Origin of the sequence: Corynebacterium aquilae DSM 44791 (genome assembly GCF_001941445.1) — a bacterium.
GTDB lineage: Bacteria > Actinomycetota > Actinomycetes > Mycobacteriales > Mycobacteriaceae > Corynebacterium > Corynebacterium aquilae.
This window is the reverse complement of sequence record NZ_CP009245.1, coordinates 908,838-922,014: the sequence shown is the minus strand read 5'-3', so window position 1 is coordinate 922,014 and position 13,177 is coordinate 908,838. Positions and strand designations below refer to the sequence as shown.

The following is a 13,177-nucleotide window of genomic DNA, read 5'->3' as shown; positions in this document are numbered from 1 at the left end:
GTGGCCCGGCGTGTGGCGGCGAGGAGTTTTTCGCCGCCGATTGTGTGTGAGTGTTGTTGTTTTGTTGCCTGCCACGGGTCTTATCCGGTGGTGGGTGTGAAGTGAAGGTTCTAAGCGCTGTGAAAAATGACCCTGTGCATGAGTCTGCGCGTGTGCCGCTGCCCGTTGTGGGTGTGGCGGTGGATGCGCCAAGTGATGCTGGCTGTTGCGGTGCTGCTGTGCAGCACGACCATGATCACGGCGACCGTGGGGTGGAGTCTTCTCCCCTGCCCACCGGCGCACTGGTGACGTGGATTGTGTTGGGAATGTGTGGTTTGGCGCTGGTTGCTAGTGGCCGGATTGCGTATTTCATTAAGGGTTTTTGGCATCCGGTGTTCGCGGTGGTGTGCGCCTTGATTGTTCTGTGTGCTGCGGCGGCGTTGTTGTGGCGGCATCAGCAGGTGGTGACGGCGCGTTCCCGGGTGTGGGTGGCGTTGTTGGTGCCGGTGGCGCTGATTGTGGTGGCGGCCCCGCAGCCTTTGGCGGGTTCGATGTTGTCCAGTACCACGACGGGGGATCAGTCGCGGACGCGTCAGGCCAGTGCGGCGGGTGGTGCGGGTGGGACCGCGAAGATTAGTTTTAAGGATTTGGCGGATGGCCAAACCCATGAGCTGACCTTGGAGCAGCTGTCGGATCGTTTTAATTTCGGGGAGATGTCGAAGCTGGCGGGTAAATCTGTGACGTTTGAGGGGTTTGTTTCCCCGGAGACTGGCCGGGGTGATGTGGCGCAGCCGGGCGAGTTGTTTGTGAGTCGTTTCAAGATTTATTGCTGTGCTGCCGATGCGATTGCGTACACGGTGGCGGTGTCTGGGGTGGGTGATTCCCAGGGGTTTGCGCCGGATTCTTGGGTGAAGGTGACCGGCACGGTTGATGGGGTGGCAACTGAGGCCGATGGCCGCAATTTGTTGGTGATTTCTGCTGATTCTGTATCCCCGATGTCTGCTCCGAAGGTGCCGTACCTATGATGACCGCTTCTCCTGTTGTCTCCCGCACACCTGCGGGTAATTCTGTTGTTTCTCCCTCCCCTGTGCCACCCGGTGCGGGTCGTGCGGCGCGGTTTCCGCGTCGCATTCTGGTGGCGATTGCGATTGCTGTTGTTGGGTGCGTGATTGCGTGGTGGTCGCAGTTGGGCACCGGCCCTGGTAGCGCGGCTGACCCGCTGGTGGATTTGTCGGGTAAGGCCCAGTCGTGGGCGATTTTGACGGTGGCTATTACCTTGCAGGCCTTGCCGTTTTTGGTGCTGGGTGTGCTGGTGAGTGCCGCGATCGCCACGGTTGCGCCGGTGGAGTTGATTCGCCGGATCACCCCGCGCAGTAGCTTCTTGACGGTGCCACTGACCACCACGGCGGCGATTGCTTTGCCGGGGTGTGAGTGTTCCTCTGTTCCGGTGGCACGTTCTTTGATGTCGCGCGGTATTTCCCCGGCGGCGGCCCTGTCGTTTATGTTGGCCGCACCGTCGTTGAATCCGGTGGTGATTGTGTCCACGGCGGTGGCGTTTTATGACCTGCCGGCGATGGCGTGGGCGCGCTTTGGTGCCTCGTTTGTGGCGGTGCTGTTGGCGGGCTGGTTGTGGCTGGCGGTCGGCGACAACTCCGGGCTGAAAAAGCGCATTGCTGGTGTGAGCGACGAGAACGAGGCTGGGTGCAATTGCGCGCACCCGGTGGCCGAGGCTGGGTCTTCGCGCCGGGTGGCTTTCGTACACGCCGCGTTGGCGGATCTGACCCAGGCTGGTGGGTTTTTGGTGATTGGCGCGATGATCGCCGCCATGGTGAAGGTGTTTGTTCCGATTACCTGGTTTGTCACCGTCGGCAAGGAGCCGTTGATGGCGATTGCGCTGATGGCTGTCTTGGCGATCTTGCTGGCTTTGTGTTCTGAGGCGGATGCGTTCGTGGCGGCGTCGTTTACTGCTGTGTCCCCCACCGCACAGCTGGTGTTCTTGGTGGTGGGGCCGGTGATTGATATCAAGCTCATCAGCATGCAGTCCGGCACTTTTGGGGCGGCTTTTACCCGCCGTTTCGTGGCGGTGGTCGCAGTCTGTGCGATCGTGTCGGCCATGTTTGTGGGCTTCGTCGTCTTCGGGCGCCTCTAGCGTCCTGCGAAAAATCAGCCGCTGCATGTCGCGGCGCGCAACAACTCCACACAATCAAAGGGTCGGCCCCTCACACACTTGGCGTGAGGGGCCGACCCTTTTTGGATGGTGCTGCCTGTTCTAGGAGGAGCCGGCAAACAGGGAGCGGAGGAAACCGAAGAAGTCAGCGATTGCTCCGAAGATGATCATCAGGGGATTGCTGAGCTTTTCCTCGGCCGAGCCAGTGGAGCTGCCGTGGTGGGAATCGTCGTGGGAGACTCCGCGCTTATCCAATTCGCTCATGCAGGCATTGAGAGTCTCGGTGATGGTGGCGGTGCGGATCTGCGCGGCCAATTCGTTGAGCTTGCTGTCTGTTGCGGCGTGTTCTTTGACGACGGTGGCCAGTGCAGCGGTTGTCGGGGTGGCTTTACCCATGGCCTGCGGGTTGGCCCACTCGGTCCCGAAGGAGTCCTTAGTGGCAATCCGGGAACCGGGAATGACAAAGCCTTGGGAGGCCGCGTCGCGGGCCTCCCCGTAGCTCAGTGGCCGATCCAGTGCATCGAGCTTGGTGACGAAGTCTTCGTAGTTCTGGTTCATTGCCTGGGTCATGGCGGTGGTGGCCTTGCCTGGGGTGAGCCACACCAGGGCACTGTCGTCTAGTTCTTTGTCGGCCGCCACGGCTTCGCGTGCGATGGCCTCGAATTTTTCGGGGGAAAGTTTTCCAGCCTCGACGGCCACCACGGCATCGCTCAGGCGCTGGTTGTCGATGCGTGCCAGCAGTGCAAGGCGCACGTCATTTTCCAAAGACCCCAGTTGTTTGGCGTAGTCACCAAGCACCCCGGTTTGTCCGGCCTGCACGTCCGCCGGGCTGGGATTGAAGTCGATGACGCAGCCGAGTGCGCTGGTGCCATCAACGTGCGTGAAGTTTTCGACCCGCGGGGTGGCGGCGTGGGCGGGTGCGGTGGCGGCGAGGCACAGTGCGGCGGCCATGGTGGTGGCCAGAAGTTTTGTGGTGCGCATGGTGGCAAAGCTTTCGGTTGCGTGTGTTGTGTGCGCGGTCGACGGTGACGGCGCTGGTGTTTTCCAGTTAACTCACCCGTTCATCGGAGTACAAGTGGGGGTGGGGTTGAGTACTCCCCTGTCGGCGGTGGTCTCAGTAGGGCTATTTGTGCAGCCTTTAGGTAAAGTTTGCTTCCGTGTCTGACTCAACTGCCGCTACTGCCACTCCCGCCCACATCACCCAGGAAGCGAACCGTCGTCGTACGTTCGCGGTGATTGCGCACCCCGACGCCGGTAAGTCCACGTTGACTGAGGCGTTGGCGCTGCATGCGCACGTGATTTCGGAGGCCGGTGCGGTGCACGGCAAGGCCGGCCGTAAAGCAACGGTGTCGGACTGGATGGAGATGGAAAAAGACCGCGGTATTTCCATCGCGTCCTCGGCGCTGCAGTTTGAGTACGCCCCCGAGGGCCACGACGGCGAGCCGTACATGATCAACCTGGTCGATACCCCCGGCCACGCGGACTTTTCTGAAGACACCTACCGTGTGTTGACCGCGGTGGATGCGGCCGTGATGTTGATCGATGGCGCCAAGGGCCTGGAGCCGCAGACCCTGAAGCTGTTTAAGGTGTGTAAGGCCCGCGGCTTGCCGATTGTCACGGTGATTAACAAGTGGGACCGCCCCGGCATGGCGCCACTGGAGTTGATGGATGACATCGTCAACGAGATCGGCTTGCAGCCCACCCCGCTGTTTTGGCCGGTTGGTGAGGCCGGCGACTTCCGTGGTTTGGCGCGCGTGACCGAGGACGGTGAAGCCGATGAGTACATCCACTTCATCCGTACTGCCGGTGGTTCCACCATCGCCCCGGAGGAGCACTACTCCCCCGACGAGGCCCAGCAGCGCGAGGGCGAGGCGTGGGATACCTGCGCGGAGGAAATCGAGCTGATGACGATGGATGGTGCCGTGCACGATCAGGATTTGTTCCTGGATTGCACCACCTCCCCGGTGATTTTCGCCTCCGCCATGTTGAACTTCGGTGTGCACCAGATTCTGGACACCCTGTGCGCGCTGGCACCAGCACCCGCGTCGCGCGCGTCCTCCGATAAGGCGATTGAGGAAGCCACGGCTGCTTTCGATGCCAACCGTGAGGTCGCGGACGCGTTTTCCGGTGTGGTGTTTAAGGTGCAGGCCGGCATGGATAAAAACCACCGCGACTCCCTGGCGTTTATGCGTATCGTTTCCGGCGAGTTCACCCGCGGCATGCAGGTCACGCACGCCCAGTCGGGGCGCAGCTTTTCCACCAAGTACGCACTGACCGTGTTTGGTCGCACCCGTAACACGGTGGAGGCCGCCTACCCGGGCGACATTGTGGGCCTGGTCAACGCGGGTTCCCTGGCGCCGGGCGACACGATTTATGCGGGCCGTAAGGTGCAGTACCCGCCGATGCCGCAGTTCGCCCCGGAGCACTTCCGCACCCTGCGCGCAAAATCTTTGGGCAAGTACAAGCAGTTCCGCAAGGCCCTTGATCAACTCGCTTCTGAGGGCGTGGTGCAGATCCTGAAAAACGATGCCCGCGGTGATGCCGCCCCGGTGATGGCCGCGGTGGGTCCCATGCAGTTCGAGGTCATGATGGCCCGCATGGAAAACGAATACAACGTGGAAACCGTCGCCGAGCCCATCCCCTACTCGGTGGCGCGCCGCACCACCCCGGAGACCGCCGCAGAGCTGGCCAAGCAGCGCGGATGCGAGGTGTTTACCCGCACCGACGGTGAGCTGGTGGCCCTGTTTGGCGACAAGTGGCGCCTGCAGTTCATTGAGAAGGAACACCCCGAGTTCGTTCTCGAGCCGCTGGTCGCCGACTAGTCGGCAGAACTAAACCGTGTGCCCGTGTCGTTTTCTCTTCTTTAAGGCCTTTTCGCATGAGCTTTGCTGATACCCCCATGACGCTGCAGGATATCGCCACCGATGGCGTCATCGACCAGTACGTTCGCGTCGTCGCCCTGTGGCGTAGCTTGGCAATGCCGCCCGGCTATAGCCCCCGGGTGAGTTTCGGTATCTCCGGCCAGCGCACCAGCACAGCTCAGCAACCAGCTGAAGCTGACCCCACGCCAGATGTGGCTGCTGGAGAGGTGGACAATGCCCAGCTGGACAACATCTCTCCTGGTGCCACGCCCCAGCCGGTAACCGTCCGTTTCGAAGGCAACCACACCATCGATCACGCCGGATTCATCATCGGCCACGTGGTGGGTGAAGAGTTCACCTGGCAGGTCACCCCACCGCAGCCGCAGGACGTGGTGCTCGCCGACGAGGTGCACCAGGCACTGTCCGGCACCACCACCATCAGCGAGGTGTTCCTCGGCGCGGTGCGCACCCTTTATGGCAACGCATTACTGCTTTTCGCCGCCTACGAGCCCGCGGAAAAGGGCCAAGCCCCCAACGAAGCCGATGTGGTCATCGTGCCCTTGGAACAGACAAAGCTGGAGCTTGCCCAGGCCGTTGAGATTGCCCGCCCGGTTCTTGCGGGGGTGGATCTCTCCCGCGCGGTGCTGGGATACGCGGCCGCCTACGGCATCGGTATTAAACAGGACGGCAGCCTGATCGTTGCCGAAGATGGATCCACCATCGACACCGATGAGCTGGTGGCGCCAGTGACCCCGCCAGCAGCCCCGCAGCAGGCCAGCCCAGCAATGCCTGCAAGCCCGGCAATCCCAGTATCCCCAGCAAGCCCAGTACCCCCGGCAAGCCCGGTACCCCCGGCAGGCCCCGCGCCTGCCATGCCCGCAGCACCCATGCCCCCGGCAGCTGCGCCGGCACCCGCGCCTGCACCTGCTGCAGCAGCAACCACCAGCGCACCCACCCCAGACCAAGCGCCACCTGCGCGCCCGGACGCGCCTACGCAGCCCAATCCACACCCGGCAGCGGCAACCCCCGCGACCCCCTACCAGGACCTGGTGCGCGACGGCGTTTTCGATGCGGCGCTCGGGCAAGTGCTACTCAACCAGCTGTGGCCCCAATCCACCATCACCCTCGATGTCATGCGCGGCCAAGCCCACATCACCACGCCCACCGGCCCCACCATCGCCGGTGCCCTGGTGATTGCCACCATCGGCCCCGAAGGCTGGCGCTGGACGTGGGATGACCCGCACCTCCCCCAAGCCGCCAAAGATGCAGTGCGACCCATCTGGGAATTCGGCCACGCCAACGCGGTGGCAGACCTCACCCAGGCGCCACCCAACGACGACGCAACCTCACAGGCCATCACCGTCGCCAAAGGGCTACTCGCCCGGCCGGTCAGTGTGCGCGCCAGCATCGCCCCCGGTGTCGACGCCATCGCATTGCTAACGCACCCCGCGATCACCCCGCCGCCAATCACGGCAGCGATCCTGTGGGACGTGATCCACACCGCACACCCCATCGACGATCCCCTCAGCGCGATGCGGATCTTCCTCACCCGCCACGGCATAAGCTTCCACACCGACCCAACACAGCCGCACACCCTCACCGTCACCCTTGACGGCTACACCATCGCGCTGAGCGACAATGGTGCCGGCCGAATCGAAATGAGCAACACGTGATCGAAACACTCCTCGGCGCCACCCTCACCATCGGTGGTGTCCCCATCCTCGTGCGGGAAATCGTCGGCAACATCTTCGGCCTCCTAAGCGCCTACGGCGGCATGAAACGCGTCGTCTGGGCGTGGCCAGTCGGCATCATCGGCAACCTGCTGCTGTTCACGGTGTTCCTCGGCGGGGTGTTCCACACCCCACAAGACCTCGACCTCTACGGCCAAGCCGGCCGACAAGTCATGTTCCTCATCGTCTCCTGCTACGGCTGGTACCAATGGGCCAAAGCCTCCAAGCAGGGCGTGAAAGAATCCGACGAGCTCGACCCCTCCCGCAGCATCGTCTCCGAGCCCGCCGCCGTCCAACCCCACTGGGCCAGCACCAAAGAACGCCTCGGCATGCTCATCGTCGCCGTCGTCGGCACCCTGGTGTGCGCCCTCATCTTCCAGGCCCTAGGCTCCTGGGGCCCGTGGGCCGACGCCTGGATTTTCGTCGGCAGTATGCTGGCCACCTTCGGCATGGCCAAGGGCTGGACCGAATTCTGGCTCATCTGGATCGGCGTCGATATCGTCGGCGTGCCGCTGCTACTCATGGCCGGCTACTACCCCTCGGCCGCGTTGTACATCTTCTACGCAGGCTTCGTGCTGTGGGGCTTTTTCACCTGGCTGAAAACCCAAAACAGCGCCAAAACCCACTAACACCTGAAAATGCCCACCCGCTTCGCATACACGGAAGCCGGTGGGCATTTTTATGCCTTAAACACACCACCATCGCGAAGCATAACTGGACGATCCTATCGTCGGTTTTCCTGCAGATAATGTGCAGCCACCTGCACTGCCGCCCCCTAGTGGCGCAGTACCCCCACGGCAATGCCGACACCGATGCGATCCCGAAACCGTCAATAAGAACACTCTTCCACGCTCAACCTAGACATACCGGCATGAGCAAAGCTCACTAGTTTTGACGGTGCTTGGCGATCATTTCCTTCATCAGCTCTTTGAGCTCCGGGTCTTCGCGCACCAGCATCACCAGCTGGCAATCCTGTGGCCCCGATGCGCCCGGCTGACACGCAGTGCAGGGAAAGCCATAGCGAATCGGGCATTTCGGCGCACGGGAACCGCGGCGCCCTGCGCCGTCAGTACCGGAGTTGTGTGCGGTGCCCATACCCCCAAACTACTCCCCCTAACGAGTGATACGCAGGGGCTGTGACGCCATCCACCCGCACGCCGCTCACAACCCACAAAAATATGGCCCCCGAGCAGGTGGATCGGGGGCCGAACTGCAATCACACGCACCAACAGCGTCTCAGCGCGACACGTGTGCTTGCCTTCTAGGAGTCGCGCTTAAGCACACCACGAATAGCTTCCACGTCGACATCCTCGAAGTTCTTAGGCTCAAAGTTCGGGTTGCGATCCTTATCGATCAGCACCGCGCGCACGCCCTCCGGGAAGTCGTGGCCACGGCGCAGGTAGTTACCCAACGCCAGCTCGTTGTCGAGAGCGTGGCGCAAAGTGGTGGCGGTCAGGTTCGCGGCAAACAGCTCCACCGCGGCCACCACCGAGGTCGGCGAGGACTTCTCGATGTGCTCGTAGACGAGGTTTTTGAACTCCTCATTGCCGTGATCTTCCAGCGCCTGCTGGATCTCCGCCCAAGTCTCCTTGTTGAAGGTGGCCTCAATATCGTCGATGAGACCCGCCAGCTTGGATTGTTCTGCCGGCTCGGTGGCGAAGCGCTCCAGGGCCTCATCCAGGGATTCCTCGATGGTGACCTGGATGAACTCCTCGGTGTTGGCCGAGTCGATGTGGTGGGTGGCCATGCCCGACCAGATCATGTCCGCCGGGCTCAGGCGCCAGCCGGTCACCCCGAGGAACACCGCTAGTGCCCGCGAGGGCTTGCCGCGGGTGCCGACCATGTGCTCCATCATGTAGGTCATGCCCACATCCGGGATGAAGCCGATGGCCATTTCCGGCATTGCCGCAAAGGCTCGCTCGGTGATCACTCGGTGGGAGCCGTGGCAGCTCACGCCCAAGCCACCACCCATGGCGACACCGTTGATGACGGACACGATGGGCTTGGGGAACTGGCCCAGATCGTTGTTCATCACGTACTCGTCAACAAAGAGCTGGTCTCCCGCGGCGAAATCCCCCTCGACCCCGGCGTCGCGCACGGATCGAACATCACCGCCGGCGCAGAAGGCTCGCTCCGTGGAGGAGAAGATCACGACCCGGTGAACCGAGTCGTCATCGCGCCACCCTTCGATGGCCTCGGCGATCGTGTTAATCATGTCGTGGTTCAAAGAGTTCAGCGCCTTGGGGCGATTCAGCTCGATGCATCCGGTGGTGTTCCGGACCGACACGTTGACGAACTGGTCCCCGGTGGTCTGTGCAGAAGTGTGTGAAGCGTTCATAGCTTCCTAGTGTTCCACATCACAACGATTCTGTGTGGCGATTAGAGAAAAAATCCTGCATACAACGGCTGCCAAGGTGCCAACCAACCGGCTTAAAACCTTTAGGACGGTTGAGTGTGCGCCCGATAGGCCACCGGCGGGGGTGGCACCGGATCCACGCCCCGTCGCGCCAACGCCTCGGTGTAGATCGTGGTCTCGGAGAGCAGGCGTGCGATGCCGGTGGCAATGACGACTGCCAGCATTAGTGGCAGGAGGAGCCGGAATTGTCCGGTGAGTTCCATGATGAGTAGCACCCCGGTCATGGGGGCGCGGGCGGCGCCGGTGAATACTGCGCCCATGCCGATCATGCCGAAAATGGCCATGGCGTAGGCGTTGGAGGGTTCTACGATGGCGCCGAAGATTGCTCCGAGCATGCCTCCGATGAATAGGCTGGGGGCGAAGGTTCCGCCGACGCCGCCGATGGCGACGGTCAGGGCGGTGGCGATGAATTTCACCGCGAACAGGATGAGTACGAGTTGGAGTGCTAGTTCACCGCGGAGGGCGCCGTTGAGGACGGCGTCGCCTTCGCCGTAGGCGGCGGGTACGGCGAACAGGACTGCGCCGAGGATGATGGATCCGAGGATGGGGCGCAGCCATACTGGGCCGCGCCAGATGTGGTCGACTGCGTCTTCTGCGAGGTAGCGGATTTTTGAGAAGGCGACGCCGACTATTCCGCCGATGACGGCTAGGACGATGACCCAGCCGAGGTCGGTGTCGCGGGCGAGGGTGAGGTCTTGGTGGAGGGTGAAGGAGAGGCTGTCGCCGACGAATTGTTTGTTGGTCATGGTGGCGGCGACGCAGGCGATGACTACGCAGACGAAGGTTTCGCTGGTGAAGTCTAAGAGGATGACTTCCATGGCGAAGAATGCTCCGGCTAGTGGTGCGTTGAAGGCGGCGGATACGCCGGCGGCTACACCGGTGGCGGTTAGTAGTCGGGCGGTGGTGCGGGGTGCGTGAAACCATGTGGACACGGCGTGTCCGATTGCCCCGCCGAGTTCGCTGATGGGGCCTTCTGGGCCGACGTTTCCGCCACCGCCGATGGTGAGTGCTGAGGCGGCGGTGGTGGTGGCGGCTGGGGTGAATTTGACTCGCCCGTAGTTTTTGCGCACTGAGTACATCACTCCGGCAACGCCGCGCCCGCATTCGCTGGCGCCGAAGAAGTACATCAGGGGCGCGTAGATGACCGCAGAGATCACGGGGGCGATGATGAGTCCCCATCGCCCTAGTGGGGCGAGTATCCCGGTGAGTTCGAAGGCTTCTTTCGGGTCGTCTGCGATGGGCAGGGTGGCGTCTTGTTGGCCGGTGAGTAGGTATTCCCAGGAGTGGATGCCGTAGCGGAAGGCGACTGCTCCTAGTCCAGCGAGTATTCCGATGATCACTGCCATCAAGTAGAGGCCACCGCGGCGGAAGCGAACGATTTCTGCCACGCTGAAGCGTTGACGTCCCCGCTGCCTGGCAGTGGGGATGAATGCTGGCTTTGGCATCTTGGGTTTTATACCTTCAACGACACGTGTGTTTGGCGGCTGCGGCCGGTCGAATAATCCACCAGCTGTGTGATCACCGTCGCCTGGGCGCTCTTGGGGGCCCTTGAGGTGTGTGGGTGGCGGTGGCTTCTTCCGTGCCGTGCGCGCGACTGACCACAACCACAATAGACCTCTTGGACAGACCGGTTGCTGTGGCCACTTTCGGGGTGGCTTCTTCAAGGAATCCAGTGCACGTAAAAAGGGGCGTGCCCGATTGGTGGGCACGCCCCTTTAGTGCGTCGCGGTTATGCTTTGGCGCTAGTCCTTTTTGGACTTCTTCGACTTCTTCTTGGACTTTTTGTTTTTCTTGCTGTCGGACTTGTCGGTCTTGTCCTCATCGACTTTGTCGCGTTCCAGTTCGGCGGCGACATCCGGGACGTAGCGGAAGTCTTCGCGCGGGGGGCGCTCGTAGTCGTTGGTGGAGACGGGACGCTCGGGGATTTCCGGCAGCGGGCGGTCGATCTTCTCGTAGGGAATGGTCGACAGCAGGTGGGAAATCACGTTGATGCGGGAACGTTTCTTGTCCTCGGATTCGACGGTGTACCACGGCGCGGAAGGAATGTCGGTGTGGACGAACATTTCGTCCTTCGCGCGGGAGTAGTCTTCCCAGCGGGTGATGGACTGCAGGTCCATGGGGGACAGCTTCCAGCGGCGCAAAGGATCGTTGCGGCGGGACTTGAAACGCTTGACTTGTTCCTCGTCCGAGACGGAGAACCAGTACTTGCGCAGCATAATGCCGTCTTCGACGAGCAGGCGCTCGAAGATGGGGGCCTGGTGCAGGAAGCGGCGGTATTCCTGGGAGGTGCAGAAGCCCATGACGCGTTCCACGCCGGCACGGTTGTACCAGGAGCGGTCGAAGATGACGATTTCGCCGGCGGTGGGCAGCTTTTCCACGTAGCGCTGGAAGTACCACTGGCCCTGTTCGCGGGAGTTCGGGGCGGGAAGAGCCTCGATGCGGCAGGTGCGGGGGTTGAGGTATTGGGTGATGCGCTTGATGGCGGATCCCTTGCCCGCAGCGTCGCGGCCTTCCATGATCACGACGACGCGGGCGCCGGTTTCGACAACCCACTGCTGCATGTCGACGAGTTCGGCCTGGAGGCGCTTGAGCTCTGCCTCATAAGCTTCTTTCGACAGCTTCGGGGGGCGGCTTTCCGATGACTCTTTTTTCTTTCCCATGCCATCCACCCTAATGCGCGTCTGGCCCGAAACCACACCCCATGTCACCCCCACCCAGCACACCCGAAAATCGCCGCCACCCCACCTGGGGCTGTGGGGAAAAACTGCCAGTTCACCACGACCTTGGCAAGGCCTTTCACGGGTGTTGTGGTGGTGAGTTATTCCTCCGGTGGGTGCCAACCCCGTGTGGTAGGTTTTCCGGCCCATGCGCCAAACGCAGTGGGTCACAGCCGGTGTCAATTCCTCGCGGCTTGTGCCAGTGCGCTCCCCCACTAGGCTGACCGTCGGGCTCATCGTTGAGTACGATTGACCCAGCCTAAATATTCACCTGCTCACCTTCGCCGACGATGCGGGGGCTAGATAGGGCTTGATGTGTCGAGACAAGGAAGGAAGCGTCATGGCTTTATTCGGATACACTCCGCCACAGCGCTTTGACCTGCTTCCCGAGATCGTCGATGGACAAGCGGTCGAGCGCACCAAATCCCGCGCCTACAAGATGGCGGTCTGGTCTGGTTTGACGGGGATTCAGTGGGCGTTTTTGGGGCAGCGTTCCCGGGCGTGGCGGGTGTATTTCTTCTCTGTCGGCCTGCCCCTTTTGTTAGCTTTCGGCCTGGGGCTGCTGGGAGTTGAGGACGGCCCGGATACAAAGCAGCTGTTCTGGGCGCTGGTGGTCTGGCCGATCATCGCCTGGGTGTATCAGGTCTGGAAGATAGCCAACATGGCTGATGACGATCCCCTGTTTACCGGGGCCACCGAGAAAGACTTTTTTCCGCCGAGGTTTTGGACCATCAACTGGCAGTGGTGGAGCCCCGAAAGCTGGGGCAAGAAAAGCGCTGATGATGAGCAGCTGAAAAAGCAGGCCATTGAGGCAGCCCGCCTCAAACAGCCCGGCAGCCCGGTATAGCTCAAACATAGACAACTGCCGCCGATGCGCTGGGGCGCCGGCGGCAGTAGTTTTCAGGCGGTAAAGCCTGTGGGGGCTAGTTGACCTTGAATTCGGCCATCTCGTCCCATTCGGTTTTGCCCTCGATGAGGGTGTTGATGATCTCCGGGGTCTTTTCCAGCACCGTCGGGAACAGCTCGCAGGCAGCCTTGAAGTGTGCGGAGTTCACGTGTGCTTCTGCGGCATCGTCTTTGAAGCCTTCGACCAGGATGTACTCGTTGGGGCGCTCGGTGGAGCGGTACCACTCGAAGAACAGGCAGCCATCCTCGGCGCGGGTGGCGTTTGTGAAGTCGGCGACGATCTGGGGGAAGGATTCGACGTTTTCGGGCAGCGGGGTGAATTTCACGTTGATCAAGATCATGTGCGCCAGGCTAGCAAAACTTTGCCCCCGCATTACTGTCCGCGCGGTGCGGGAAAAGTT

General features: G+C 61.8%; 12 protein-coding genes. 6 read left to right on the top strand and 6 right to left on the bottom strand.

The features are described 5' to 3' along the window. Nucleotides 1–119 precede the first annotated feature (119 nt). Together CAQU_RS03930 and CAQU_RS03925 are read left to right on the top strand one after the other, a co-directional pair. On the top strand, nucleotides 120–1,004 hold the full coding sequence (locus tag CAQU_RS03930) for a TIGR03943 family putative permease subunit (protein WP_075725408.1): 885 nt from the start codon (nucleotides 120–122) through the stop codon (nucleotides 1,002–1,004). Next, nucleotides 1,001–2,128: a permease gene (locus CAQU_RS03925; protein ID WP_245797292.1), complete on the top strand. Its 1,128-nt coding sequence runs from the start codon at nucleotides 1,001–1,003 to the stop codon at nucleotides 2,126–2,128. The genes CAQU_RS03930 and CAQU_RS03925 overlap by 4 nt, the downstream gene beginning before the upstream one ends. A 120-nt stretch (nucleotides 2,129–2,248) precedes the next feature. On the opposite strand, the gene CAQU_RS03920 is transcribed toward CAQU_RS03925, so the two are convergent. Beyond that, entirely contained in the window at nucleotides 2,249–3,127 is an 879-nt protein-coding gene (locus CAQU_RS03920; protein WP_075725406.1) for a hypothetical protein, read from the bottom strand. 176 nt (nucleotides 3,128–3,303) lie between these two features. Between CAQU_RS03920 and CAQU_RS03915 the strand changes: the two genes are divergently transcribed. From CAQU_RS03915 to pnuC, 3 genes are read left to right on the top strand one after another with little or no spacing between them, the layout of a single operon-like run. Then, a complete protein-coding gene (locus tag CAQU_RS03915) occupies nucleotides 3,304–4,968 on the top strand; it encodes a peptide chain release factor 3 (protein WP_075725404.1) in 1,665 nt (554 codons plus the stop codon). A 56-nt stretch (nucleotides 4,969–5,024) separates the two neighbouring features. Beyond that, the gene (locus tag CAQU_RS03910; RefSeq protein WP_075725402.1) at nucleotides 5,025–6,680 is read left to right on the top strand and encodes a DUF6882 domain-containing protein; all 1,656 of its coding nucleotides are present in this window, start codon (nucleotides 5,025–5,027) and stop codon (nucleotides 6,678–6,680) included. Beyond that, the gene (gene pnuC / locus CAQU_RS03905) at nucleotides 6,677–7,366 is read left to right on the top strand and encodes a nicotinamide riboside transporter PnuC (RefSeq protein WP_075725400.1); all 690 of its coding nucleotides are present in this window, start codon (nucleotides 6,677–6,679) and stop codon (nucleotides 7,364–7,366) included. Before CAQU_RS03910 ends, pnuC begins: the two co-directional genes overlap by 4 nt. 256 nt (nucleotides 7,367–7,622) lie before the next feature. On the opposite strand, the gene CAQU_RS03900 is transcribed toward pnuC, so the two are convergent. From CAQU_RS03900 to ppk2, 4 genes are all read right to left on the bottom strand, one after another. Then, entirely contained in the window at nucleotides 7,623–7,832 is a 210-nt protein-coding gene (locus tag CAQU_RS03900) for a DUF6767 domain-containing protein (RefSeq protein WP_075725398.1), read from the bottom strand. A 166-nt stretch (nucleotides 7,833–7,998) separates the two neighbouring features. Further along, nucleotides 7,999–9,075, bottom strand: coding sequence for an enoyl-CoA hydratase/isomerase family protein (locus CAQU_RS03895; protein ID WP_075725396.1), 1,077 nt, complete (start codon nucleotides 9,073–9,075; stop codon nucleotides 7,999–8,001). A 101-nt stretch (nucleotides 9,076–9,176) separates the two neighbouring features. Then, nucleotides 9,177–10,598 (bottom strand): chloride channel protein, encoded by a 1,422-nt coding sequence (locus tag CAQU_RS03890; protein ID WP_075725394.1) that lies wholly within the window; start codon nucleotides 10,596–10,598, stop codon nucleotides 9,177–9,179. Nucleotides 10,599–10,895: 297 nt separating this feature from the next. Further along, nucleotides 10,896–11,822 carry a polyphosphate kinase 2 gene (ppk2, locus tag CAQU_RS03885; protein WP_245797291.1) on the bottom strand — a complete coding sequence of 309 codons (927 nt, stop codon included), beginning with the start codon at nucleotides 11,820–11,822 and terminating at the stop codon, nucleotides 10,896–10,898. Nucleotides 11,823–12,210: 388 nt separating this feature from the next. Between ppk2 and CAQU_RS03880 the strand changes: the two genes are divergently transcribed. Beyond that, nucleotides 12,211–12,717, top strand: coding sequence for a hypothetical protein (locus CAQU_RS03880; protein ID WP_075725390.1), 507 nt, complete (start codon nucleotides 12,211–12,213; stop codon nucleotides 12,715–12,717). Between the two features lie 76 nt (nucleotides 12,718–12,793). On the opposite strand, the gene CAQU_RS03875 is transcribed toward CAQU_RS03880, so the two are convergent. Next, nucleotides 12,794–13,117, bottom strand: a complete 324-nt coding sequence (locus CAQU_RS03875) for a putative quinol monooxygenase (RefSeq protein ID WP_075725388.1) — start codon at nucleotides 13,115–13,117, stop codon at nucleotides 12,794–12,796. Nucleotides 13,118–13,177 lie beyond the last annotated feature (60 nt).

What these genes read in the sequence shown, in the direction of transcription:
- CAQU_RS03900 (WP_075725398.1), bottom strand. Translation starts at nt 7,832, where the DNA reads ATGGGCACCGCACACAACTCCGGTACTGACGGCGCAGGGCGCCGCGGT.
- CAQU_RS03925 (WP_245797292.1), top strand. Translation starts at nt 1,001, where the DNA reads ATGATGACCGCTTCTCCTGTTGTCTCCCGCACACCTGCGGGTAATTCT.
- CAQU_RS03875 (WP_075725388.1), bottom strand. Translation starts at nt 13,117, where the DNA reads ATGATCTTGATCAACGTGAAATTCACCCCGCTGCCCGAAAACGTCGAA.
- CAQU_RS03890 (WP_075725394.1), bottom strand. Translation starts at nt 10,598, where the DNA reads ATGCCAAAGCCAGCATTCATCCCCACTGCCAGGCAGCGGGGACGTCAA.
- CAQU_RS03895 (WP_075725396.1), bottom strand. Translation starts at nt 9,075, where the DNA reads ATGAACGCTTCACACACTTCTGCACAGACCACCGGGGACCAGTTCGTC.
- CAQU_RS03920 (WP_075725406.1), bottom strand. Translation starts at nt 3,127, where the DNA reads ATGCGCACCACAAAACTTCTGGCCACCACCATGGCCGCCGCACTGTGC.
- CAQU_RS03880 (WP_075725390.1), top strand. Translation starts at nt 12,211, where the DNA reads ATGGCTTTATTCGGATACACTCCGCCACAGCGCTTTGACCTGCTTCCC.
- CAQU_RS03910 (WP_075725402.1), top strand. Translation starts at nt 5,025, where the DNA reads ATGAGCTTTGCTGATACCCCCATGACGCTGCAGGATATCGCCACCGAT.